General features: G+C 64.8%; 17 protein-coding genes and 1 tRNA gene. 13 read left to right on the plus strand and 5 right to left on the minus strand.

Annotation, left to right across the window (positions count from 1 at the left end):
- The first annotated feature begins 16 nt into the window (after positions 1-16).
- Positions 17-93, plus strand: a tRNA-Met gene (locus tag BMX36_RS14000).
- Here the strand turns inward: BMX36_RS14000 and BMX36_RS22380 are convergent.
- Entirely contained in the window at positions 50-478 is a 429-nt protein-coding gene (locus BMX36_RS22380) for an integrase core domain-containing protein (RefSeq protein ID WP_218142184.1), read from the minus strand. The genes BMX36_RS14000 and BMX36_RS22380 overlap by 44 nt on opposite strands.
- Positions 479-615: 137 nt before the next feature.
- Positions 616-1578, minus strand: a complete 963-nt coding sequence (locus tag BMX36_RS14010) for a LysR family transcriptional regulator (protein ID WP_093066472.1) — start codon at positions 1576-1578, stop codon at positions 616-618.
- Between the two features lie 207 nt (positions 1579-1785).
- On the opposite strand from BMX36_RS14010, the gene BMX36_RS14015 reads away from it, so the two are divergent.
- The 3 genes from BMX36_RS14015 to BMX36_RS14025 are packed head-to-tail and all read left to right on the plus strand — an operon-like array spanning position 1786 to position 6513.
- On the plus strand, positions 1786-4320 hold the full coding sequence (locus tag BMX36_RS14015; RefSeq protein WP_093066474.1) for a TonB-dependent receptor: 2535 nt from the start codon (positions 1786-1788) through the stop codon (positions 4318-4320).
- Entirely contained in the window at positions 4317-5507 is a 1191-nt protein-coding gene (locus BMX36_RS14020; protein ID WP_256210816.1) for a YdcF family protein, read from the plus strand. Before BMX36_RS14015 ends, BMX36_RS14020 begins: the two co-directional genes overlap by 4 nt.
- A 10-nt stretch (positions 5508-5517) precedes the next feature.
- A complete protein-coding gene (locus BMX36_RS14025) occupies positions 5518-6513 on the plus strand; it encodes a phospholipase C/P1 nuclease family protein (protein WP_093066476.1) in 996 nt (331 codons plus the stop codon).
- A 47-nt stretch (positions 6514-6560) separates the two neighbouring features.
- Here BMX36_RS14025 and BMX36_RS14030 read toward each other — a convergent pair whose 3' ends face one another.
- Positions 6561-7451, minus strand: coding sequence for a hypothetical protein (locus BMX36_RS14030; RefSeq protein ID WP_093066478.1), 891 nt, complete (start codon positions 7449-7451; stop codon positions 6561-6563).
- A 67-nt stretch (positions 7452-7518) separates the two neighbouring features.
- On the opposite strand from BMX36_RS14030, the gene BMX36_RS14035 reads away from it, so the two are divergent.
- The 4 genes from BMX36_RS14035 to BMX36_RS14050 all read left to right on the plus strand — a co-directional run bounded on the left by BMX36_RS14035 (position 7519) and on the right by BMX36_RS14050 (position 12683).
- Positions 7519-8820, plus strand: coding sequence for an SLC13 family permease (locus tag BMX36_RS14035; RefSeq protein WP_066779447.1), 1302 nt, complete (start codon positions 7519-7521; stop codon positions 8818-8820).
- Between the two features lie 89 nt (positions 8821-8909).
- A complete protein-coding gene (locus BMX36_RS14040; protein WP_093066480.1) occupies positions 8910-9758 on the plus strand; it encodes a phytanoyl-CoA dioxygenase family protein in 849 nt (282 codons plus the stop codon).
- A gap of 118 nt (positions 9759-9876) precedes the next feature.
- Positions 9877-10815 (plus strand): SDR family NAD(P)-dependent oxidoreductase, encoded by a 939-nt coding sequence (locus tag BMX36_RS14045; protein ID WP_093066482.1) that lies wholly within the window; start codon positions 9877-9879, stop codon positions 10813-10815.
- 50 nt (positions 10816-10865) lie between these two features.
- Positions 10866-12683: a flavin-containing monooxygenase gene (locus BMX36_RS14050; protein WP_093066483.1), complete on the plus strand. Its 1818-nt coding sequence runs from the start codon at positions 10866-10868 to the stop codon at positions 12681-12683.
- Between the two features lie 156 nt (positions 12684-12839).
- On the opposite strand, the gene BMX36_RS14055 is transcribed toward BMX36_RS14050, so the two are convergent.
- Positions 12840-13355 carry a CinA family protein gene (locus tag BMX36_RS14055; protein ID WP_093066485.1) on the minus strand — a complete coding sequence of 172 codons (516 nt, stop codon included), beginning with the start codon at positions 13353-13355 and terminating at the stop codon, positions 12840-12842.
- 140 nt (positions 13356-13495) lie between these two features.
- Here BMX36_RS14055 and BMX36_RS14060 point away from each other — a divergent pair, with 140 nt between their 5' ends.
- The 4 genes from BMX36_RS14060 (at position 13496) to BMX36_RS14075 (ending at position 20533) form a co-directional block, all read left to right on the plus strand.
- The gene (locus BMX36_RS14060) at positions 13496-14095 is read left to right on the plus strand and encodes an alpha-ketoglutarate-dependent dioxygenase AlkB (protein ID WP_093066955.1); all 600 of its coding nucleotides are present in this window, start codon (positions 13496-13498) and stop codon (positions 14093-14095) included.
- 127 nt (positions 14096-14222) lie between these two features.
- A complete protein-coding gene (locus tag BMX36_RS14065) occupies positions 14223-16553 on the plus strand; it encodes a TonB-dependent receptor (RefSeq protein ID WP_093066487.1) in 2331 nt (776 codons plus the stop codon).
- Positions 16554-16564: 11 nt separating this feature from the next.
- The gene (locus BMX36_RS14070) at positions 16565-18217 is read left to right on the plus strand and encodes an alkaline phosphatase D family protein (protein ID WP_093066489.1); all 1653 of its coding nucleotides are present in this window, start codon (positions 16565-16567) and stop codon (positions 18215-18217) included.
- Positions 18218-18406: 189 nt separating this feature from the next.
- The gene (locus BMX36_RS14075) at positions 18407-20533 is read left to right on the plus strand and encodes a TonB-dependent siderophore receptor (protein WP_093066957.1); all 2127 of its coding nucleotides are present in this window, start codon (positions 18407-18409) and stop codon (positions 20531-20533) included.
- A 78-nt stretch (positions 20534-20611) separates the two neighbouring features.
- Here the strand turns inward: BMX36_RS14075 and BMX36_RS14080 are convergent, their stop codons facing one another.
- On the minus strand, positions 20612-21517 hold the full coding sequence (locus BMX36_RS14080; protein ID WP_177179155.1) for a LysR family transcriptional regulator: 906 nt from the start codon (positions 21515-21517) through the stop codon (positions 20612-20614).
- Between the two features lie 140 nt (positions 21518-21657).
- Here BMX36_RS14080 and BMX36_RS14085 point away from each other — a divergent pair, with 140 nt between their 5' ends.
- Entirely contained in the window at positions 21658-22551 is an 894-nt protein-coding gene (locus tag BMX36_RS14085; RefSeq protein WP_093066493.1) for a transporter, read from the plus strand.
- The last annotated feature ends 21 nt before the right edge of the window (positions 22552-22572 follow it).

The raw sequence follows: 22572 nt of genomic DNA on the forward strand, positions 1-22572 counted from the left end.
GCTCAGCTAAAGGTGACGCGGGGTGGAGCAGCCCGGTAGCTCGTCAGGCTCATAACCTGAAGGTCACAGGTTCAAATCCTGTCCCCGCAACCACCTCAAACTGCGTTTCCCCAACCCTGCCTTTGGCGGGGTTTTTTGCGTTTTGGCCCTGCGTCTTGTTTCCCGATGCGGCTGTCAGGATGCCGGCGAGGTCGCCTTCCACATCCACGACCAGCGCGTCAGAACGATCGCCGAGATGAGTGGGCGCAGGATTTCCGTCGCCGCGTCCGTGGCGCGGACGTTTGGTAAACTCGGCGGACGCCATGCCGCCGAGGCTGTTGTGCGGACGCACGGTGCTGTAGTCCGTCCGCCATGGCTTGATGATCCGCCTTGCCGCAGCGAGCGAGGGGAACAGGTCGGGTGCGGTTGGCTTCGACGCACTGCGTATCTCGCGTCGATGTTTGTGCGAGTCCCGCGCCGTGTCACACTCCGCCCTCAGGGGCTAAAACGGCCTTCAGGATTGCCCGAGATGCCGCCGGTTATCCCCCGCTAAATCGATCCGCCAATACACGGGGCCCGTCGGCGCTCCCGAGCACATATCGGCATCTGGCTGAGCGTGAGAACCGTTGCCAGTCGTCAGCTCTGAACCACCCATCTGTCGGCATCGATCGCGGCCGATGATAGCGACAATTGCTCGATCAACCACAAGGTCGCGGGATCGCGCGCGCTATGCTCGTGCCAGAGCACCCAATAATCGAAGCCACCGATCTCCGCCGGCGCGTCCAGACAGGCGAAGTGCTGCGCGGTGGCGAACTGCCGTGCAGCGCGGGTGGGGATGGTCAGGATCGCGTCGGAGGTGCCGATCAGGTCCGAAGCGGCGTAGAAATACGGCAGCCGGGCAACCACGCGCCGCTCGTCAGCCCGATCGCCCAGGCATTGGTGCACATGGTCGACGGCCGGGTCGCCGATGCTGATGCCGATATGCGGCCAGCGGAGATAATCATCCAGCGGCACCGGCCCGTCCTGATGGTGCCTGGCGAGGGGATGATCCGCGCGGACGATCACCGACTGGCTTTCGCGAAACAGGTGGCGTGAATGGGTCGCCGACAAGTCCGGCGCGAACCCGTATACGATCAGGTCTAGATGGCCCGCCGCGCACTTGCGGACCATGTCCGACGTGAAGGGCGTGATTTCGATCCGGCAATCGGGGGCATAATGCCGGATGGTTGGAAGCACCGGCGCGATTACTGACAGCACGCCATAATCCGTCGCTGCGATCCGGAACACGCGCTTGATCTGGTCTGGCGTGAAGCGCGCCGGCTCCAGCACGCTGGAGGTCAGCGCCAGCCACTTCTCCAGCGGTCGGGCAAGCTCCACCGCGCGTGACGTCGGCGTCATGGCTGCTCCCGAGCGGACCAGCAGCGGATCGCCGACCTGACGTCGCAGCTCGCTAAGCGCCCGGCTAACGGTGGGCTGGCTGATCCCAAGCTGCTGCGCCGCCCGGCTGACGCTTCTGGTCTGAAGCAGCATGTGAAGCACGACCAGCAGGTTGAGATCGAAGTGCTTGATCGGACCACCCCTATTGAGAGTGGCTTGCATTAGCGTTGCGTAATCAGCGGCGCAAGGTCGCAGGTTCGCGCCCAAGGACCCACGCTTCGTCCTGCCGATGAGGCAGCGCAGCCGTGCTGCAACCTGGGTGAAATCAAACCTACGTTACCCCGTCACAATCCTCCTCGAGAGCCCTCGCGCACCGGTCCTTCTACCTACGACCGAATATTTGCGACTAAGTCCTGAATGGGGGGAAACATGCGTAAGTCTCTTTTGGTCGGCGGCGTTGCCGCCGCCGCGCTTTGCACGCTGTCCGGGGGGACGGCATGGGCGCAGAGCGCTGCCGAAAGCACGACGCCGACAGCAGGCAATGTCACCATCGACCGCACGACCGATGGTACTGGCGAAGATGCGGGCGCAGGGTCCGAAATCATCGTCACCGGCACCGCGCGCGCACAGCGCCGCTTTGACGCCTCCTACGCGATCAATACGCTGAACCAGGCGGAGATCGAAAAGATCGCGCCGGTGAACTTCGCCGATCTGATCGGCCAGCTGCCCGGCTTCCAGACGGAGATTACCGGCGGCGAGGTGCAGAACATCTATCGCATCCGCGGCCTGCCGAACGATGGCGGCTTTGTCTCCTTCCAGCAGGATGGCCTGCCGCTGTTCCATGAGAATGACGGCGTCTTCTTCCGCGGCGATGCGATCCTGAAGCAGGATCTGATGACCCAGCGGCTGGAGGTGGTGCGCGGCGGCCCTGCGCCGGTCTTCTCCAGCTATTCGGGCGCGATCATCAACGCCATCACGCGCGAAGGCAGCGCCACGCCGAAGGGCGGCGCGCAGGTCACGCTGGGCGACACCGGCCTTTACCGCCTGGATGCCTTCCAGTCGGGCCCGCTCGGCAAGGACACGTATTATGCCATTGGCGGCTTCATTCGCCATCATGACGGCTATCGCGACAACGGCTTTCCCAATGATCGCGGCGGCCAGATCCGCGCCAACATCCGCCACGATCTGGACAATGGCTTTGTCAAGCTGAGCGCCAATTACGTCAACGACAAGAACGTCTTCTACCTGCCGATCCCGATCGCCGATCCGCGCGATCCGTCGGTTAGCCTCGATCCGTACATTGATTATTTCACCGGCACGATGAACTCGCCGGCGTTCCGCAACGTCACCATCCCCTTCCGCAACGGGCAGGGCCAGACGGAAAGCCGCACCACCGATCTGTCGGACGGCCGCTACATGCGGATGTTCAACATCGGCGCGCAATATGAAGGTGATTTCGACGGCTGGCTGGTCTCGGCGAAGGCCGGCTACACTGAGGGCAAGAACCGCTTCACCGCTTTCTATTCGACCACCAATCCGGCCGATGCGGCCAGCTTCGCCGCGGGCTATCTCGCCCGCGCGACGACGGCGTTCGGCCCGGTCGCCTCGTTCGGCTACACGCTGGCTGGCACCAACACGGTCTATGACCCGTCCACCGCCTCCGGCCTCGTCATGCAGGGCCAGTATCGCGACATCGCGTCCGATTTCTATTCGGCGCAGGCCAATCTGTCCGTCGCGAAGCGGCTCGAGACGGGGTTGGGCAGCCATGACCTCACGCTCGGGCTCTACGGCAGCCTTTATGGGCAGGACCGTTTCTACGCCTATCAGAACTATCTGATCGAGGTCGCGGGAACGCCGCGCACGCTCGATCTGGTGGCGTACAATGCTGCCGGGACGGAGATCGGCCGCGTCACCGACAATGGCGTGCTGAATTACGCCGCAACGCTCAACCAGGGCGATTCCGACGCCTCCATGTTCGCGATCTACGCCAACGACACGTGGGAAATCGTGGACGGGCTGCGGATCGATGCCGGCATCCGGCACGAACGCTATGATTACCAGGGCTGGGGTGCGTTGACCGACCAGGTCAATCTGGGCGACTCCACCACTCTGGCGGACGATGCGACCCGCGGCTTCACCGGCGTGATCGTCGATCGCGACCTGAAGACGGAGGCGACCAACTGGACGGTCGGCGCCAATTACGACTTCAGCAACAATGTCGGCATCTACGCCCGCGCATCGCACCTCGAAACGCCGCCCAACGTTCAGTCTGCGATGGATGTGAACCCTAATCCGGTCTACATCACCACCATTGCCGATCAGTATGAGGTCGGCCTGAAGCTGGCGAGCGGCCGCTCCTACCTCTACGCAACCGGCTTCTATTCGAACTTCGATCCGCTCAACGCCTCGTTCCTGGCGTTTGACCCCACGACCGGCCGCAACGACGTGAACGTGCCCTTCATCGGCGAAGCGCAGATCCTGGGCGTCGAGCTGGACGGTGCGCTGGCGCTGACGCGCTGGTTCACGCTGAACGGATCGCTGACCATCAGCGACCCCAAGTATAAGAACTTCGCCAGCACCACCGGCGCCGATCCGGAGCAGGTGGAGGGCAACCAGATCGTCCGCCAGCCCAAGGTATATGGCAATATCCGCCCGTCGTTCGACTTCACGACCGGCGAGACCGACGTCTCGGTCTATGGCCGCTACACCTATATGGGAAAGCGCTTCGTCGATCTTTACAACAACACCGCGCTGCCGGCCTATGGCACGATCGGCGCGGGTGTCACGGTGAACCATGGCCGGTGGAAGCTGCAGGTCGTCGCCGACAATCTGTTCAATGAAAAGGGCCTGACCGAGGGCAATACCCGCACGGACTCGCTCGCTGGGCAGGGGAGCACGGAGGCCATCTACGGTCGCCCGATCTTCGGCCGCAACTTCCGCCTGGTGGTGGGTCTGGACTGGTGATCCGCGCCGGCTTCGCGTGGCAGGCGGCGGCGCTGGTCGCCGCCTGCGCCGTCCCGCCCGGAGTCGCATCGGCCACGCCTGCCGCTGCCGCTCAGGCACCCGTGACGGATGCGGCCTTCGCCGCCCTGTCGCAGCGACTCTTTCCGCTGTTCACGGCGCTCGGCGCTGATCGAGGGGCGACGGAGGCGCTCGCGCGTCAGCCGGCCGTCGCCACGCTGCTCGCTGCTCGCGCTGATCGGGTTGCCAGCTGCCAGCAGGAGCCGGGCTGCGCGGCGCAGGTGCTGGTCTGGCGAGAGGATGAGATCGCTGCGCTGACAAAGGCGTTGCCGGGCAGTCTTCCGGCGTTTGACGACGGTGTCGCCGCGCAGGCGAGGCGGGAGCTTCAGGGCGTCAACATGATCCTTGGCACCTATGGCCTGGGCGAGGTGCCACCCTATCCGGCGATCGACGGCGCGGGCACCATCAGCCCGGCCGAGCGCCGCGCCTGGCTTCAGGCGGCGCATTGGATGGCGCAGACGCCGCGTGCGGGATCGCTCAACGCCGTTGATCCGTCATTCGATTTCACCCTCGCCTTGCTCGATGGCAGCAACCGCACCGATGCGGTTGCCTTCCTGCCGCTGGACGGCGGGATGAACGCCGCTGCCTTTGCCCGTGCGCGGCGGACGAACTGGGGCGCGTTCCGCTACACGGCGCTGATCGTCACCGGCATCGGCCCGGAGCTTGCGGACATGCCGCTCAGCCCCGGTGGCAAATATCATTTGCGCCTCGCGGCTCAGCAGTTCGCGCGCGGTGACGCTGCGTTCATCATCGTGTCGGGTGGACGGGCGCACCCCTTCAACACCCGCTTTGCCGAGGCGGTCGAGATGCGCCGCGCGTTGATCGAACGCTATGGCATCCCGCCCGACCGGATCGTGATCGACCCGCATGCGCGGCACACGACCACCAACATGCGCAATGCCGCCCGGCTGCTGATCGCGATGGGCGCGCCGTTGACCCAGGACACGCTGGTTGTCTGCAATACGGTCCAGAGCGCCAATATCGGCAGCGCCGCCTTTGTCGATCGGAACCAGCGGGAGCTTGGCTATGCGCCGGGCACGGCCGGCACCCGGCTCAGCCCGACAGCGCTAGAATGGCGGCCTGCCGCTGCTGCCGCGCGGATCGACCCGCGCGATCCGCTCGACCCCTAAGGAGGTGCCTGTGCGCCAGTTGCTCGCCGCCGTCACCGCCGGTCTCGTCGCCCTTCTCCCCCAGCCCGCGTTTGCCTGGGGAGAGCGCGGCCATGCGGTGATCGACACCGCCGCGATCCACGCCATTCCGGCGGACGGCCCTGTCTTTCTGCAAAAGCACGTCGATTATATCGCCGCTTCCGCCTCGCAGCCCGATGGCTGGCGCGGCAATGCGGAAGGCTTCTCGAAGATCGTCGAGGATCCCAATCACGGCTGGTTTCGCGAACAATTCACCTTTCTGAAAACGATCCCGCGCAGCCGCTACGAATTCGTGCTGGCGCTCTACGACCAGCATCTGCGCATCCGGGCGAGCGATCCGGAGACGGCGGCGCGCACCAACGTCCGCTGGACCGGCACTTTGCCCTATGCCGCGATGGAGGCTTACGACCGGATCGTGGTGTGCATGCGCCAGGTGCGCAGGCTTGCTGGCGAGGGGCGCGATCCGGCTTTTGCCGAGCGGAACTGCGCCTTTGATGTGACCCGCCTTGGCCATTATATCGGCGATGCGGCCAACCCGCTGCACATCTCGGTTCATTCCGACGGATGGCGCGGTGAAAATCCCGATGGGTTCACCACCGACCGGAGCGTCCACGGCCGTTTCGAAAGCCGCTTCGTCGACCTGATCGCGCTTACCCCGGCGGACGTGCGTGCCCGCATCGGCGCGCCCGCGCGGCAGACGGGCGACATGTTCGATCATGTCCTGCGCTACGTCGATGCCTCGGGGGACAAGGTGCGGCAGGTCTATACGCTGGAAAAGCGCAGCGGCTTCGCCGACGCCAACGACCGGGACGTGCGCGAGCTGGTGCATGAGCGGATCGCCGCCGGCGCTTCCATGCTGCGCGACATGCTGGTTCGCGCCTGGGTCGAAAGCGCCCGCCCACCCGCGCAGATCACGCCCGCCCCGCTCGATTTCGCCAATCCCGCCTTCAACCCCGCCACGGGCTCGGCGCCAGCCGGTCCCCGCTGAGCCTGTTGGCGAGGGCCCGGTCATGGCGCTCGGCACGGATCACGTCATCATTCACGCGGGCGGCCGCTCGCAGGCGTGTCGGCGGTGGGCTGCCAGGTGGCGAGCAGGGCGCCGTCGCCCGGGTTCTGGAACGCCACCTCCTCCAGCGACACCGCGATCAGGCAGATCGGCCGCTGTTCGCGCCCGCCCGCCTCTCGGCAGCGCACCGGGCTGCCGTCGGGAAAGCGATCCACCCTTCCGGTCAGGCGCAGGTGCAGCCCGCGCCCGGGCGCCACGACATTCTCCGTCATGCGGACGACCGCCTCATATGGCTTGTCGTCGCGGCGCATCTGGCGCGGCGTATCGGCCCTGATCAGCTGGACGATGCCCAGCGTCTGGCCCGGCAGCGTCACCGGTGTCGCATCGGGCGCGGCTGACACGGCCGACGCGGCGGGGCAGGTTTCGCTGGAGGACCAGGGGCGGCCGATCCAGAAGCCTTCCATCGCCTCGATCGCGGCCGAGGGCTCCTGCCACCATTGCGCCACCGGCCAGCTCGTCGGGGCGACATGGATGCGCAGCGCCTCCACGTCCGCATCATAGCGCCAGCGCATCGGGAGCTGGGAGTCGCCGGGCGCCGACCCGTCGCAGCCGAACGGCACGATCAGCTCGAACCGCTTGCCGACCGTCGCGGTGGCCGTCGTCGGCAGCTCGGTACCGGAGGCCGCCGCGTCCGCGGCTGCCGCGCCCAGCGCGATCAGGTCGGATCGGCGCAGCACCTGTTCCACCGGCGGCGGCGCCTCCGCGCTCGGCGTCGGGGCAGGGCGCGGCGGCAGCACCGGGGCCGGTGGCGGAGGAACAGTGCTGCGGCCCAGCAGGAAACCGCCGCCGCCGATCGCGACCATTGCCGTGAGGCCGGCGGCGATGGCCAGCCGGCTGGTGCGAGGGGTCGGCTCAACCATGTGGGAACACTAGCAACATCCGTGCGATGCTTCATAGCGTCAATGCACAGGCTTTGCTGGAGGACATGTGACGGTCGACCAAGCCCTGACGCTTGCGACTTTGGTGGCAGTGGTGGCGGCCCTGATCTGGGATCGGGTGCGCGCCGATGTCGTCGCGCTGACCGGCGCGGCGGTGCTGCTGATCACGGGCGTCATCCGGCCGGTCGAGCTGCAGGGCGCCTTTGCGAGCCCCGCCATTGTCGCGCTCGCCTCGCTGTTCGTCATCGCCTACGCGCTGGAACTGTCCGGCCTGCTCGATCGGGCCATCGCCGGCGGCGTCGCGATGTGCCGCCGCATGGGCGCGGCTGGCCTGTGGCTGTTGCTGGCGGCGATCGGCTGCGGGTCGGCGTTCCTCAATTCAACCCCGATCGTCGTGCTTGGCGCGCCGGTGATCCGGGATATCGCCAAGACGCTTGGCCTTTCCCCCAAAAGATATCTGATGCCGCTGTCGTACATCACCGTGCTCACCGGCTGCTGCACGCTGATCGGCACCTCGACCAATCTACTGGTGGACGACATGGCGCGCGTCGCCGGCCAGCCGCGCTTCGGTTTGTTCGAAATCACGCCGGTCGGCCTGTCGATCGCGCTCGCCGGCGGGCTCTACCTGTTCCTCTTCTCTGGCAAGCTGCTCGATCGAAGCCTCGCCGCCAGCGCGGAGCCGCGCGAGACCGGCGACATCGATGTGCCAAGCGCCCAGGTCGGCCATGCGGAGCTATTCGCCGAACCGCGCCCGTATCAGCCGGCCAAGGCCGCGATCGCCTTTGCCGTGTTCGTCGGCGCCATTGCGATCGCCGCGCTCGAGCTGGCGCCGATCGCCGCCACGGCCTTTGCCGGCGCGGTGCTGCTGATCCTCCTGCGCGTCATTTCGGCGGATGAGGCTTATGGCGGGCTGCGGCCGCAGATCCTGATCCTCATCGCCGGCATGGTGGTGATCGGCATCGCCATGGAGGAAAGCGGCCTCGCCGCCGCCGCCACCAATGCGCTCGTCGGCGCGCTGCACGGGATCAGCCCGCTCGCCGCCCTTATCATTCTGTACGGGTTGACGATGGTGCTGACCGAATTGCTGTCGAACGCGACCGTGGCGGTGCTGGTCACGCCGGTGGCGGTCGCTTTGGCGGAAAGCCTGGGGGTCAGCCCGCGGCCGTTCATCGTGGCGGTGATGATGGCGGGCAGCGCCGCCTTCGCCACGCCGTTCGGCTATCAGACCAACGTGATCGTCTATCAGATGGGCGGCTATCGCTACATGGATTTCGTCCGCGTCGGCCTGCCGCTCAACCTCATCACCTTTGCCGTCGCCATTGCCGCGATACGCACCTTTTTTCCGTTTTGACGGTGCACGGCGGGCAGGTCGACCCGCCACCGAATCCTTTGACAAAGGTGTAACGTGTTATAGGTTCTTCCGAAAAGCGGGAGGATGCCATGGCGATCGACTGGGCAGAGAAGCGCGCTGCGTACAAGCGGGACGGTGTGGTCCATATCCCCGGCCTGCTCGATCGCAACCAGCTCGCCGAAACGCTGAAGGCGTGGGAATGGAGCCTCGCCAACCCCACGCCCGCCAACGCGCCGCTGCTGAAGCGTGATGGCGCGCCCCTGTTCTACAACGATTCGTTCCATCCCCGCGTGCTGGATGGCTATCGCGACATGCTGGATGGCTCGCCCATCCCGGCCGCCTGCGCGCAGCTCTGGGGCACCGATCCGGTCTGGTTCATCTACGAACAGGTGTTCCTGAAAGAAGGCGGCGATACGCGGCGCACGCCCTGGCACCAGGACGGATCCTATATTCCGATGGATGGGGAGGATAACGCCGTCGCCTGGATCACCTTCGATCCGCTGCGCCGGGAGGACAGCCTGGAATTCATCCCCGGTTCGCACCACGGCCCGATGTTCAACACCTCCGCCTTCGATCCGAAGGATGATACGCGCCCGATCGACGATCGCCTGCCGCTGCCGCGATTGCCCGATTTCGAGGCGGAGCGCGATCGTCACGAGATCGTCTCCTGGGCGGTCGAGCCCGGCGACGTCATCTTCTTCCACTTTCGTACCATGCATGGTGGCGCGCCGACACGCCCCGGCCAGCGCCGCCGCACGCTGACGCTGCGCTTCTTCGGCGAGCGGACCCATTATGATCCGAAGGCGGCGAAGTCGCTGCCGAACTTTCCCGACATGGCGACGAAGCTGAAGCCCGGTGAAACGATGCGCGCGCCCGGCTTCCTGCGCCTCCACCCCAAGGAAACCATGCCTCTGCCGGAGGCGGCAATGGCTGGCTGAGCCGGAGGCGACTCAGAACAAGGCTGAGCCGGAGGCGACAACAGAACAAGGCCGAGCCGGAGGCGAAAACAGAACAAGGTCGAGCCGGAGGCGACAACAAAACAAGGAGAGGATGGCGATGAAGGACTTCGGCGGAAAGGTGGCGGTCGTCACCGGCGGGGGCACGGGCATGGGCCGCGAACTGGTGCGCCAACTCGTCGCCGAGGGCGCCAGCGTCGCGATGTGCGATCTGTTTGCCGAAACCATGGCCGAGACGGTGAGCCTGTGCGAGGCGGATGGCGTGCCGCAGGGCGTGCGCATCACCAGCCATGTCGCCGATGTCGGCGACGAGGAACAGGTGAAGCGCTTTGCCGCCGAGGTCGCGCGCGATCACCAGACCGATCACATCCACCTCCTCTTCAACAATGCCGGGATCGGCGGCGGCGGCAGCTTCGTGCTCGACGACCGCGAGGAATGGGATCGCGTGTTCCAGATCTGCTGGTTCGGCGTCTATTATTCCTGCCGCGCCTTTTTCCCGATGCTGGAGCGGGCGAGCGAAGGCCATATCGTCAACACATCAAGCGCTAACGGCTTCTGGGCGGCGCTGATGCCCGGCGTGTCGCAGACCGCGTACAGCGCGGCCAAGTTCGCCGTGAAGGGCTTTACCGAGGCGCTGGTGACGGACCTGCGCAACTATGCCCCGCACATCAAGGCGTCGATCGTCATGCCCGGCGGCGTCGGCACCCCGATCGGCCTCAACTCGCGCCGCGTCCTGTCTGGCGAGATGACGGAGGTTTCCCGTCGCAAGCTGCGCCAGCATCTGAAGATGATCGGTGTCGAGGGCGCGGACGCGATGGACGACACAGCGCTGGAGGCGGCGCAGGCGATGCTGGCGAAGCGTTTCCAGGAACTGGCGCCGACCAGTGCCGCGCGCGCGGCGACGATCATCCTTGATGGCGTGAAGGCCGAACGCTGGCGCATCCTGGTGGGCGAGGATGCCGAGCGGCTCGACCGCCGCGTCCGCGCCGAGCCGGAACGCGCCTATGATCCCGATTTCCTCGCTTACGCCGTGGAATAAGGGCGCGGCGACATCATCATCCCAACGATAGAAGACAATGGAGAGGCACGATGAGCAACAGCGACAGCCAGGAGGCAGTGCTCGACGCGGATCTGGACATCGAGGCGCTGCGCGCGCGCTACAAGGCGGAGCGGGACAAGCGCCTGCGCACCGATGCGGACCGGCAATATAAGGAATTGTCGGGTGATTACGCCCGCTATGCCGAGGAAGATCCTTATGTGGCGCCCGGCTTCACCCGCGAGGCGCTGACGGATTTCGTCGAGGTGGCGGTGATCGGCGGCGGCTTCAGCGGCATGCTGGCGGCCGCGCGCCTGAAGGAGAAAGGCGTCACCGATCTTCGCATCATCGAGGCGGGCGGCGACTTCGGCGGCACCTGGTATTGGAACCGCTACCCCGGCGCGCAATGCGATATCGAAAGCTATTGCTATCTGCCGCTGCTCGAGGAGCTCAATTACCTCCCCAAGGAGAAATACTCCTACGTCACCGAAATCTACGAGCACTGCCAGCGGATCGGGAAGCATTACGATCTCTATCCCATCACCCTGTTCCAGACGCGCGTCACGGAACTTGCCTGGGACGATGCGGACAAGAGCTGGATCATCCGCACCAATCACGGCGATGCGATGCGTGCGCGCTTCGTCGTCTCGGCGCTCGGCACGGCGAGCCGCGCCAAGCTGCCCGGTATTCCCGGAATTGAAAGTTTCGAAGGGCACAGCTTCCACACCAGCCGCTGGGACTATGACTATACCGGCGGCGACACGACCGGAAACCTCTGGAAGCTGGAGGACAAGACCGTCGCGATCATCGGCACTGGCGCCACCGCGATCCAGTGCATCCCCGCGCTCGGCCGGCACGCGAAGAAGCTTTATGTCTTCCAGCGTACGCCGTCCTCCGTCGACACGCGCGGCAACAGGCCGACCGATCCTGAATGGGCCCAATCGCTTGAGCCCGGCTGGCAGCGCGCACGGCGGCACAATTTCGCCGACATCATCGAAGGCCGTCCGTTCGAGCATGATCTCGTCAACGACAATTGGACGTCGATCTTCCGCGAGGTGCAGTCCTTCGTCATCCGCAATGCGAAGAGCATGGGGCCGGAGGCGGCCATCCGCCATGCAGAGGTCGCCGACTTCCGCAAGATGAACCGCATTCGTCAGCGCGTTGACGAGGTGGTGAAGGATCCGGAAACTGCGGAGAAGCTGAAGCCCTGGTATCGTCAGTTCTGCAAGCGGCCGACCTTCAACGACGAATTCCTGCCCACCTTCAACCGTCCGAACGTCGAGCTGGTCGACGTCAGCGAAAGCAAGGGGGTGGAGCGGATCACGCCCAAGGGGCTCGTCGCCAACGGCCGGGAATATGCGGTCGATTGCATCATCTATGCCTCGGGCTTCGAGATCACCACTTCGTTCAAGCGCCGCGTCGGCTTCGACATCAAGGGGCGCGATGGCGTGCTGCTGCACGATTATTGGGCCGACGGATATAAGACGCTGCACGGCTTCGCGACGAACGGCTTCCCCAACTGGTTCTACATCGGCGTGTCGCAGAACGGCCTGTCGGTGAACATGACCGCGATGTTCGACGATCAGGCGCAGCATATTGCCTATATCATCGCCGAAGCCCGCAAGCGCGGCGTCACGGAAGTGGAGCCGACTCCCGAAGCGCAGGATGCCTGGGTCTCCACCATCAAGAAGCTGTCGGTGGTGAACCGCGCCTATCTCGAAAGCTGCACGCCCGGCTATTACAACAACGAAGGCGATCTGGAGGGCGGTCAGGCGGGCCAGACCTATGCGCCGGGCATCAACGCCTTCAACGCGCTGCTCGCCGACTGGCGCAACAATGGCGAGCTGGAAGGACTGGCGCTGCGCGGCTGACGCCGGCCGTTTGCAGGTGAGGCGGCGGCGATTTTCCACGCGAACAATCGCCGCCGTTGCCCCTTGCAGATGATGTGGCCGACTCTAATCCGTTACAGGCCGATTTGCGCCAATACTGGTCCGGGCGCTCGGCTGTAGCTGGCCGGACCAGGCCGATCACACGCCGGCTGCGGTCGCCTCGCCAGCCGATTCCAGCGTGTCGACAAGAAACGCGAGTGCTGCCTGGGCGAAGGCGCCCATGTTGACGATCCGGTCGTTCGTACCGCTTTCGAAGGTCATCGATACACATAGGCTGGGGCCGCTCACCGCGATGCAGCTTCGCCCAGCCGGTGCGCCGCGTGGGTGCTGGTCCGGCCCTGCCGCGCCGCTTTCCGCGATGCCCCAATCGGCGCCGAAGCGATCCCGGATCGCCTCCGCCTGAACCCGCGCATAGCGCTCGGTCACCGACTCCATGCCCGCCAGCTCATCGCGCGATAGCCCCAGCAGCACATCGCGCCCGCGCAGCGAATAGACGACGCCCCCACCCCGGCAGAAGCGTGTCGCGCCCGGCACGGTCAGCAGGCCGGCGAGGATGAGACCGCCGGTGGCGCCATCAGCAACGGCGACCGTCTGCCGCCGCTCCACCAGAATGGCGCCAGCCCGCGCGGCAACAGGGGCAAGGTCGTTCAGCATCCTCCAGCCATTCTCCAGTTCGTCGTTGGCGTTACCCTAAACCAGCCCGGATCGCCTGCGTAGCCCGGAAGCGGACTTGTTCGCGCGCCGTCAATACGTTCGTGTTCCTGATACGTTCGCAACGTGGTACAATGGTCGCCATGACCTTGGACTTGTTCGATCTTCCGGTTCTGCCCGGCCTTCGTTCGCAGGCCGATCTTGTCGACAAACATGAAGAAGTGGCGCTGATCGCGGCCATTGATGCCGCCAGCCTTTCGCCATTCCGGTTCCGAGGCTGGGAAGGGAAGCGACTGACGATTTCCTTCGGCTGGAGCTATGATTTCGAGCGCATGCGCCTCGAACATGCGGACGCTTTGCCCGATTGGCTGCTGCCGCTCCGCGATCGCGCGGCGGCCTTTGCCGGGTTGCCACCAGCCGACTTGGTGCAGGCGCTTCTGATCCGTTATGATCCCGGCGCTGGCATCGGATGGCATCGGGATCGTCCCGCCTTCGAACATGTCGTCGGCCTGTCGCTCGGCGCGCCTGCCACCATGCGCTTCCGCCGCCGCGAGGGCGAGCGTTTCGCACGGGTCAACGTTCCGCTGGCGCCGCGCGGCGCGTATCACCTTTCCGGTGAGGCGCGGCACGATTGGGAGCATAGCATCGCCGAAATGGATCAGACCCGCTGGTCGATCACCTTCCGCAGCCTGGCGCGTCGGGAACTCGCCCGTTTGGCCAACGCCGGACCAGCGACGGCGTGAATACAATGACTTGCTGATCGATCGCCGATCAGGCGCAAAATGATCCACCGTCGCGCAATCGTAACCTGACCGCCGCCGCCGTTTCACATTCCCCGTCCAACCGCCGGGCAACAACTCGGGGGATAAAATGGGTTATCGTAAGTCGTTCGCGGTCCTGCTTGCCACCACTGCGTTCGTCAGCGCGCCAGCGTTTGCGCAAGCGGTGATCCAGGATCCGGCGGCCTCGGAAGGGGCTGGCGGCGACATCATCGTCACGGCGCAGAAGATCGAGCAGCGCGCGACGGACGTGCCGATCACCATTTCGGCCGTGACGGGCGAACGCATGGCGGAGATCGGCGTCAGTGATCTGGATGAGCTGTCCAACTACATTCCCGGCCTCAACATCCAGGAGCAGAGCGCCAATAACCCCGGTATCGTGATCCGCGGCATCACCTCGGATTCCGGGTCGGCGCAGCAGGGGCCACGCGTGACGCTCTATTACAATGGCGTCGACATCTCGCGGTCGCGCGGTTCCTACCAGGCGATCTATGACATGGAGCGCGTGGAGGTCATCAAGGGGCCGCAGGCGACCCTGTTCGGCACCGCTTCTGCGGTCGGCGCGATCAGCCTCACTTCCGCCCGTCCGCGCGCCGGCTTTTCCGGTGCGTTGACCGCCGGCTATGGCAATTACGATGCCACGCTGCTTTCCGGCTATATCAACGGCGGCTCGGATACGCTTGCCGGTCGCATTGCCTTCGAATGGAAGAAGCGCGACGGCTATGTCGAGAACCTGTCCGAGCGGCAGGAAGAGGAACTCTATTCACAGGACCAGCTCGGCATTCGCGCGTCGGTGCGCTATGCCCCCACGGACGCACTGACCGTCGACCTGATCGGCACCTATGATCAGCAGCGCAACGGCGGCACTCCCTTCATCTCGCGCGTGCTGCCGACGGAGGCCGGGCCCGGAGATCCGTTTGGCAAGGCGCATCTTGGCGGCTCGCCCTTATCGGCTCAGGTGCTTGGCGACGACCAGCTCGGCCTCAACCGTGAGGTATATGATCTCAATCTGACTGCGACCTACGAATTCGCGCCTGGCTTCACCTTCACGACGGTGAACGGCTATCGCGAGTTCGACAGCCGCGAGGTCTTCGATGCGGACGGCTCCGCGGCCTGGTTCCTTGAATTTGCGGAGATCTCGAAGGGCTGGCAGGCGAGCCATGAGGGGCGCTTCTCCTACAGCGATCCGCAATGGCGCGCGTCGTTCGGCTGGAACGTCTTTGTCGAGGACAATTTCCAGAACGTGCCCTTGTCCTCGGAAGAGGGTACGTTCCTGCAATGCGCCTCATTCTTGCAAGGGGCGCCGCTTCTTCCGGGCCTGGGATGTATCAACGCCGCTGGCGTTGTCACGGCGGCGCAGGCGACGGCGCTGGCGACACGCGGTGCAGCGACCCAGATCCCTTATTCGTCCGAGTTCGAGAACCAGGGCGAGAATGACAGCTATTCCGTTTTCGCGGACACGACCTGGATCCCGACCAGTGCCCTTGAGCTGACCGCGGGCGTGCGCCTGCTGATCGAACAGCGCAAGTCAGGCTATTTCGCCCGCGTTCCCCGTCCGATCCTCAACCCCGCGGCGACGTCGCTCGTCCCGGGTCAGATAGACACGGGCGGCCAGACCTTCACGGCGCAGCGATCCTATGCCGCCGTGCTGCCGCGCTTCAACGCGCTCTATCGCGTCAGCCCGGACGTCAACATCTTCGGCACCATCTCCAAGGGGCGTCGCTCGCCTGTGGTGCAGCTCAATGCACGCCTCTCCGGCGGTGTGGGCGTCCCCAACCTGCAACTGGTGCCGGAAGAAAACGTCTGGAACTATGAGGCCGGGCTGAAGGGTGCGCTGGGGCCGGTCTCCGGCTCGCTGGGTGTCTATTACCAGAAGTACGATGGCTTCCAGGTCAGCGTTCTTCAGCCGAACGGAACTTCGCTGACGCAAAGTGCCGGTACTGCCAGCAATCTGGGCGTCGAGGCCGAGCTCAACGTGCGCGCAGCGTCATGGCTGAACCTCTTCGGCAACGTCGGCTTCATCGATGGCGGCATCGACGAGAACGATTCCTTCGCCTCGACCTTCTCGGGCGCGCGCTTCCGCTTGCAGCCGGAGTGGCAGGCAGCGGCCGGCTTCACCATCGACGCGCCGTTCGGCAACGACATGCGCTTCTTCATGACCCCGACGGTCACGTATCGTAGCCGCATCTTCTTCGAAGTGCCGAACAACATCGCCCTGTCGCAAGGCCCCGTCACGCTGGTCAACGCCCGGGCTGGTGTCAGCTTCGCCGACGAACGCTTCGAGGTGGCCGGCTTCATCCGCAATGCGACGGACGAACGCTATTTGCTTGACGCCGGAAACACCGGCGGCAGCTTCCGGACACCGACGTTCATCCCGGCCGAGCCGCGCTTCTACGGCGTCCAGCTCACCGGCCGCTTCTGAGGAGACGGGATATGACGGTCAATCGACGTGGCGCGCTGGGCCTGATCGGCAGCGGTACGGCGCTGGCGCTGCCGGGCGCGGCTCTGGCAGCCCAGGCGGCGAAGATCCGCTTCGATCATGGCGTCGCGAGCGGCGATCCGGCGTCGGACGGCGCGGTCATCTGGACGCGTGTGACGGCAGACGGCACCACCGCGGACGTGCCGGTGACGTGGCACGTCGCCGCGTCGGCAGATGGAAAATCCATCGCGTCGGGCAAGGTAACAGCTCGGTCGGCAGCCGATCACACGGTGAAGGTGGAAGTCACCCGGCTCCAGCCCGGCCGCGACTATTGGTACTGGTTCTCCGGTGAGGGCGAGGAGCGCTCGCCAATGGGCCAGTTCCGCACGTTGCCGGTGGGCGCGGCCGACGATCTGGTGCTCGCGATCGCCTCGTGCCAGCTTTACCCAGGCGGGCTGTTCAACGCCTATGCCGACATGGCCGCTCTGCCGCGGTTGGACGCGGTGGTCCACCTTGGCGACTATATTTATGAATATGGCGCAGAGGGTTACGGCGTGGAGATCGGGCGTCGGCTCGGTCGCCTGCCGGATCCGCCACACGAAATCCTGACCCTTGCGGATTATCGGCGCCGCCATGCGCAGGTGAAGTCCGATGGCGACATGCAGGCGGCCCATGCCCGCGCGGCCTTCATCTGCGTGTGGGACGATCACGAAGTCGCCAATGACGGGTGGATCGGCGGGGCGGAGAACCACGATCCTGCAACCGAGGGTGATTGGAAAGCGCGCAAGGCTGCTGCGATGCAGGCCTATTTCGAATGGATGCCGATCCGGGATCCCAAGGCTGGCAAGCCATGGGAGGCGATCAACCGCAGCTTCGAATTCGGCGATCTGGCGACGCTCGCTATGGTGGAAACGCGCTTGCTGGCCCGTTCGCGACAAGCCGAGGTGAAGGGCGGCACGCCTGGCAAGGAGCAGTTCGCGGCGGTGATGGCTGAACGCGCGCGGCCCGATCGCGAGTTGCTGGGCCCTGATCAGCAGCGCTGGCTGGAAGGCGTGCTGGCGCAATCCGTCCGAGCCGCCAAGCCATGGCAGCTGCTGGGCAATCAGGTGATCATGGCGCGGGTGGCCGGCCCCGACCTGACCACCGGCCCGAATGCTGCAGCCAGTGCCGCGCGCATTGCCGCGCTGCCGCCTGCGTTTCGGCAGCGGATCGAGCAGGCGGCCGCCGGCTACAAGGCTGGTCTGCCGTTCAATTTCGACGCTTGGGACGGCTACCCCGCCGCGCGAGAGCGCCTGTACGCCGCCTTCCGGCGCGCCGGTTCGAAGCCGGTCGTGCTGGCGGGCGATAGCCATGCGGCCTGGGCGAACGACCTGTATGACGATGGTGGCGCGCTCGTCGCGTCCGAGTTCGGCGCCACGGCGATCACCAGTCCGTCTTACGGCTCGCTGCTGCCCGGCATTGGCGAGGCGCTGGCCGACGCGAACAAGGAGGTCGCGTTCTGCGATCAGGACAGTAAGGGCTACACCCTGCTGACGCTGACCCCGGCTGCGGCGACTGCACAGTTCGTTGCCGTGTCGACGGTGCTGGCCAAGCCGTTCGACCGCCGGGTCGCCGCCACTTATCGCGCGCTTCCTGGTCAGGCGCGAACCACGCTGGAGAAGCTCTGAGCCAGGCGGATCGGCCCGGGGGCGTAGTGCACCGCCGCCCGGGCCTGAACCATGTTGCAGTAAGTGGCCGTCTTCCCTGGCCGGGAAGCAGCTGTGTCGCATCGGCGCATCAAACGCTATTGATAATCCCTCGCATCAATGTAGGAGGCGCCGCACCGGGGCAGGTAATGCCGATGAGTGGGGTGTATGATGGCGAAGTTGATCGTGGCTGCGGGGCTGGCGGGCGTGTTGTTGAGCTCGGCTGCGTGGGCGGAAGAGGGCCTGCCCGCGCCCGCTCAGACCACGGAGCGGGAACAGGCGCCGGGGCAGGTGCCTGAGGACGACATCATTGTCACTGCCGCCAACGCCGGCACGAAGACGGATACGCCGCTAATCGAACAACCGCAGCCGATCACGCTGATCACGGCGGATCAGTTCACTGCCCAAGGCGCAATCAATATCAGCGACACGGTGAAATATGCCGCTGGTGTTCTTGCCAATCCTTATGGCCGCGACACGCGCGTGGACGGGTTCAACATTCGCGGCATCGATGCCCTGCAATTTCGCGACGGCATGCGCGACATCTTTTCTTATTATGCCAGCATCACGTCTGATCCGTACAACTTCTCTCGTGTGGAGATCGTGCGCGGGCCGGCGTCGGTTCTATTCGGTCAGGGCTCGATTGGCGGCCTGATCAATCTCGTGTCCAAGACACCGGAGTTTCGGACAGGCGGCGAGCTAAGCCTCGTTTATGGCAGCTATGACCGCAAGGAGGCGCTGGGCGACGTCAATCTTGCCCTGACCGATAATCTGGCGATCCGCGCCGTCGGCCGGGTGCGTGACGCCGATACCTATGTCGAACACGTTCCCGATGATCGCGTCATGTTCGCGCCCTCGATCCGCTGGCAGCCAACACCGGACACGGATATCGTCCTGACGGGCCTCTACCAGGAGGATGATACCGGCTCGACATCGCAATTCCTGCCGATCGTCGGCACGTTCCTGCCCAATCCCGGCTATCCGACGGGACAGCTCGACCCTGATACCTTTGTCGGAAAGGCTGGCTGGGATCGTTACGCGGGCCGCTCGCTGCAGGGCGGCGGCGCCATCGTTCACAATTTCTCGGATAATGTGCGCGTCAGCCTGAAGGCGCGCTACATCGATAGTGATCTGGAATATTTCACCCATTACGCAGATAGTTACTCGAACCCGACCAACCCTTTCGCCGTGTATGGCACGGACGGGCGGACGATCGGCCTGACCGCCGATGCCAGCGATGCGCGGATGAACGTCTTCTCGACGGACAACAATGTGCAGCTGAAGTTCAACACCGGGGCGAATGTCGAGCACACGTTGCTGCTCGGCATCGACTATAGCTGGAACAAGGTGGGCAAGCGCTACGCCGACACGGCAGGCGAAACGATCGACCTCTACGACATCGATTACGCTTCGCTGCAGACCTATGATCCCAGCGGGCCGTTCGCTTTCGATTCGCAGAAGCAGCTCGGCGTCTATGTGCAGGATCAGATCCGCTTCTTTGATCGCGTGTCGGTGATCCTGGGTGCGCGCCGCGACCATGTCACGAGTTCGACCGGTCAGGAGGACAATGCCACCACCTTCCGCGCCGGCATCATCGGTGAGGTCGGCGCGGGATTCTCGCCCTTCTTCAGCTATACCGAAAGCTTCCTGCCGATCGCAGGTCTCAACAGCAGCGGCGAGAGCTTCACGCCGCAGACGGGCACGCAGTTCGAGGCGGGCGTGAAGTGGCAGCCGGGCCCAGCCACGTTGGTGACGGCGACGGCGTTCCACATCAAGGAACGTAATCGTGTGCTGTACCTTGCCAATGACGTCATCACCCAGTCGGGCGAACTGACGACCAAGGGTGTCGAGTTCGAAGCACGGCATACCTTACCGGAAGACTTCGAGCTCCTGCTCAACTATGGCTATAACGAGCTGAAGTCAGAGGTTAACACCAGCCTTGACTATATGCCGCGCCATACAGCTTCGGTCTGGTCGACCAAGACTTTCGGCGACTTCGACGGGCCACGTCTAAAACTGGGTGCTGGTGTCGTGTATAGCGGCAAGAGCAAGTCCACCGGACCACTTGATCCTTACGGACTTAATCCCGGAATTCCGGTCGGCACGCTCTATACGATCGTGACGCCGTCGCGGACGACGGTGGATGCGCTGGCCGAGATCAGCTGGGACAAGTGGCAACTCGCGCTGAACGCGACCAACCTGTTGAACAAGCGCTATTTTGCGTCCTGCCTGGCGCGCGGTGACTGCTTTATTGCGGCGCCGCGCAACGTGATGCTGTCGCTGGGCGTGCGGTTCTGAGATCCGGTGCGGGCGTGACGATGTCGCGCCCGCCAGCGGGGCGGGATCGGCCACGATCACGGCGCCACCGGCCTGTTTTCAGGTAAGTAACGGCCTGTCGCTGGCCAGTTGTTCCAAGTGACTGGCCAGCAGTGCGACGAGGGAGCCGGCCTGTACGCCCGATGGCAGGCAGAGCAGCATCTGCCTTGTCGCCCAAGTGTCGGAAAGCGGCACCACATCGAGCTTCATCGACGCGGCAAACCCGCGCGCCGCGATCAGCGGCAATATGCCGTGGCCGAAGCCCGCTTCCACCATCCGGCAGACGCCATCGAAGCTGCGGACCTGCATGCGCAGGCGCAGCGACACTTCGGCGCGTGCCGCCTGCTCCACCAGCGTCCGGGTCAGGGCGGTCGAGTTGAGCAGCCCGATGAAATCCTGATCCTGCACTTCGGCGAAGGCGATTTCGGTGCGGCCGGGCAGATAGCCGCGCGGCGCGAGCAACGCGAGGTGATCGGTGCGATAGGGAAGCGTATCGAGTTGCGGCGCCGGCGTGCCGCCGATGATGATGCCAAGATCGGCGCGCCCGTCCGTCACGGCGCTGACGATCTCCGAGCTCATATTCTCCTCCAGATCGAGCCTCACGTCCGGTCGCTCCGCGGCGAACGCGGCCAGATCGGCCGGCAGAAACTGAATGATGGCCGACGGATTGGTCTGGATCCGGATCGTGCCGCGCATGCCGCCCGCGAAATCCGCCAGTTCGCCCTCGATCGAGCGTACCTGTTCCAGCAAAGCCCGTGCCCGCTCGAACAGAACGGCGCCCGCGGGCGTGAGGGCGAGCCCCTGCCGGCTTCTGCGAAACAGGCGAACGCCGAACCGCTCCTCCATCATGGCGATCCGTCGCGACGCCGCGGCGAGCGCGAGATTTGACAGCTCCGCAGCCTCGCTGAGCGTTCCGCTTTCCGCCGCGCGGACGAACAACCGAAGGGTGACGAGATCTCTGATCACCGGCGCACTCATCCCATTGTTTCGCGTTTTGCGAAATCATGATTGTCGATTTGGCGATATACCGCACCTTCTAAGCGTTCAATACGCCCCCTCCTCACGCTTTTCGAAGCGGAAAAAATGCAAGCAAGGGGAGGGGATCGATGAGGGTTCGACATTGCGTGGCGCGGATCGCCGCCACGATGGCGCTGGGGATTGGATCCGCCACGCTCACAACCGCTGCTTATGCACAGGCGATCGATGCCGGCGACTACGTCCCGGCACCCGACGGCACACAGCTCGGCCTCGTCTACCTGCAATATTCGCACGCTGGCGCCCTGTATCAGGACGGAAAGAAGATTGATGACGAGGCGGAGCTCGAAACCGCCATCTCGATCCTGCGCTACGTCGGGTTCACCAAGATCGGCGGCATGACCTTCGACTATCAGGTGCTCCAGCCGTTCGGGCATCTGGCAGGAGGCGGCTCGACCGCGAGCCTGGGCAAGACGACCGGCTTCGGCGACACGATCCTGGTCGGCACGCTGTGGCTGCACGAGGATGCCGAGCGGCAGTCCTATTTCGGCGTCACGCCCTATCTCTATCTGCCGACCGGTGACTATCGCGCGTCGCGCGCGCTCAACCTGGGCGAGAACCGTTGGAAGGGATCGCTTCAGGCCGTCTATTCGCAGGGGTTCGGCAAGCATTTCATCGCCGAGCTTTCCGGCGATGTGATGATCTACGGCAAGAACGATGACGCTGGCGTGGCTTCGGACGATCTCACCCAAAAGGCGACCGTTCGGATCCAGGGCTTTGCCCGCTTCCCGCTCGACGATCGCAACGAGCTCAATGCGCGCATCATGCACGTCACGGGCGGCGAAACGAAGATCAACGGGATCGAGCAGAACAACGTGACGCGCACGACGTCGCTGCTCGGCACGTGGCGCCACAATTTCACGCCCAAGTGGCAGATCATGACCCAGGTCGGCGCCGATGTCGCCGTGCGCAACGGCTTCAAGGAGGGTTTCCGCGGGCAGATCCGCCTGTTGCGTGTGTTCTGAAAACAAAGAGGGGAGAGGCAG

It is taken from the genome of Sphingomonas sp. OV641 (assembly GCF_900109205.1).
Lineage (GTDB): Bacteria > Pseudomonadota > Alphaproteobacteria > Sphingomonadales > Sphingomonadaceae > Sphingomonas.

Coding starts and splice junctions, on each gene's coding strand:
- BMX36_RS14015 (WP_093066474.1), top strand. CDS start 1,786: ATGCGTAAGTCTCTTTTGGTCGGCGGCGTTGCCGCCGCCGCGCTTTGC.
- BMX36_RS14070 (WP_093066489.1), top strand. CDS start 16,565: ATGACGGTCAATCGACGTGGCGCGCTGGGCCTGATCGGCAGCGGTACG.
- BMX36_RS14055 (WP_093066485.1), bottom strand. CDS start 13,355: ATGCTGAACGACCTTGCCCCTGTTGCCGCGCGGGCTGGCGCCATTCTG.
- BMX36_RS14045 (WP_093066482.1), top strand. CDS start 9,877: ATGAAGGACTTCGGCGGAAAGGTGGCGGTCGTCACCGGCGGGGGCACG.
- BMX36_RS14060 (WP_093066955.1), top strand. CDS start 13,496: ATGACCTTGGACTTGTTCGATCTTCCGGTTCTGCCCGGCCTTCGTTCG.
- BMX36_RS14050 (WP_093066483.1), top strand. CDS start 10,866: ATGAGCAACAGCGACAGCCAGGAGGCAGTGCTCGACGCGGATCTGGAC.
- BMX36_RS14065 (WP_093066487.1), top strand. CDS start 14,223: ATGGGTTATCGTAAGTCGTTCGCGGTCCTGCTTGCCACCACTGCGTTC.
- BMX36_RS14030 (WP_093066478.1), bottom strand. CDS start 7,451: ATGGTTGAGCCGACCCCTCGCACCAGCCGGCTGGCCATCGCCGCCGGC.
- BMX36_RS14075 (WP_093066957.1), top strand. CDS start 18,407: ATGGCGAAGTTGATCGTGGCTGCGGGGCTGGCGGGCGTGTTGTTGAGC.
- BMX36_RS14040 (WP_093066480.1), top strand. CDS start 8,910: ATGGCGATCGACTGGGCAGAGAAGCGCGCTGCGTACAAGCGGGACGGT.
- BMX36_RS14010 (WP_093066472.1), bottom strand. CDS start 1,578: ATGCAAGCCACTCTCAATAGGGGTGGTCCGATCAAGCACTTCGATCTC.
- BMX36_RS14085 (WP_093066493.1), top strand. CDS start 21,658: ATGAGGGTTCGACATTGCGTGGCGCGGATCGCCGCCACGATGGCGCTG.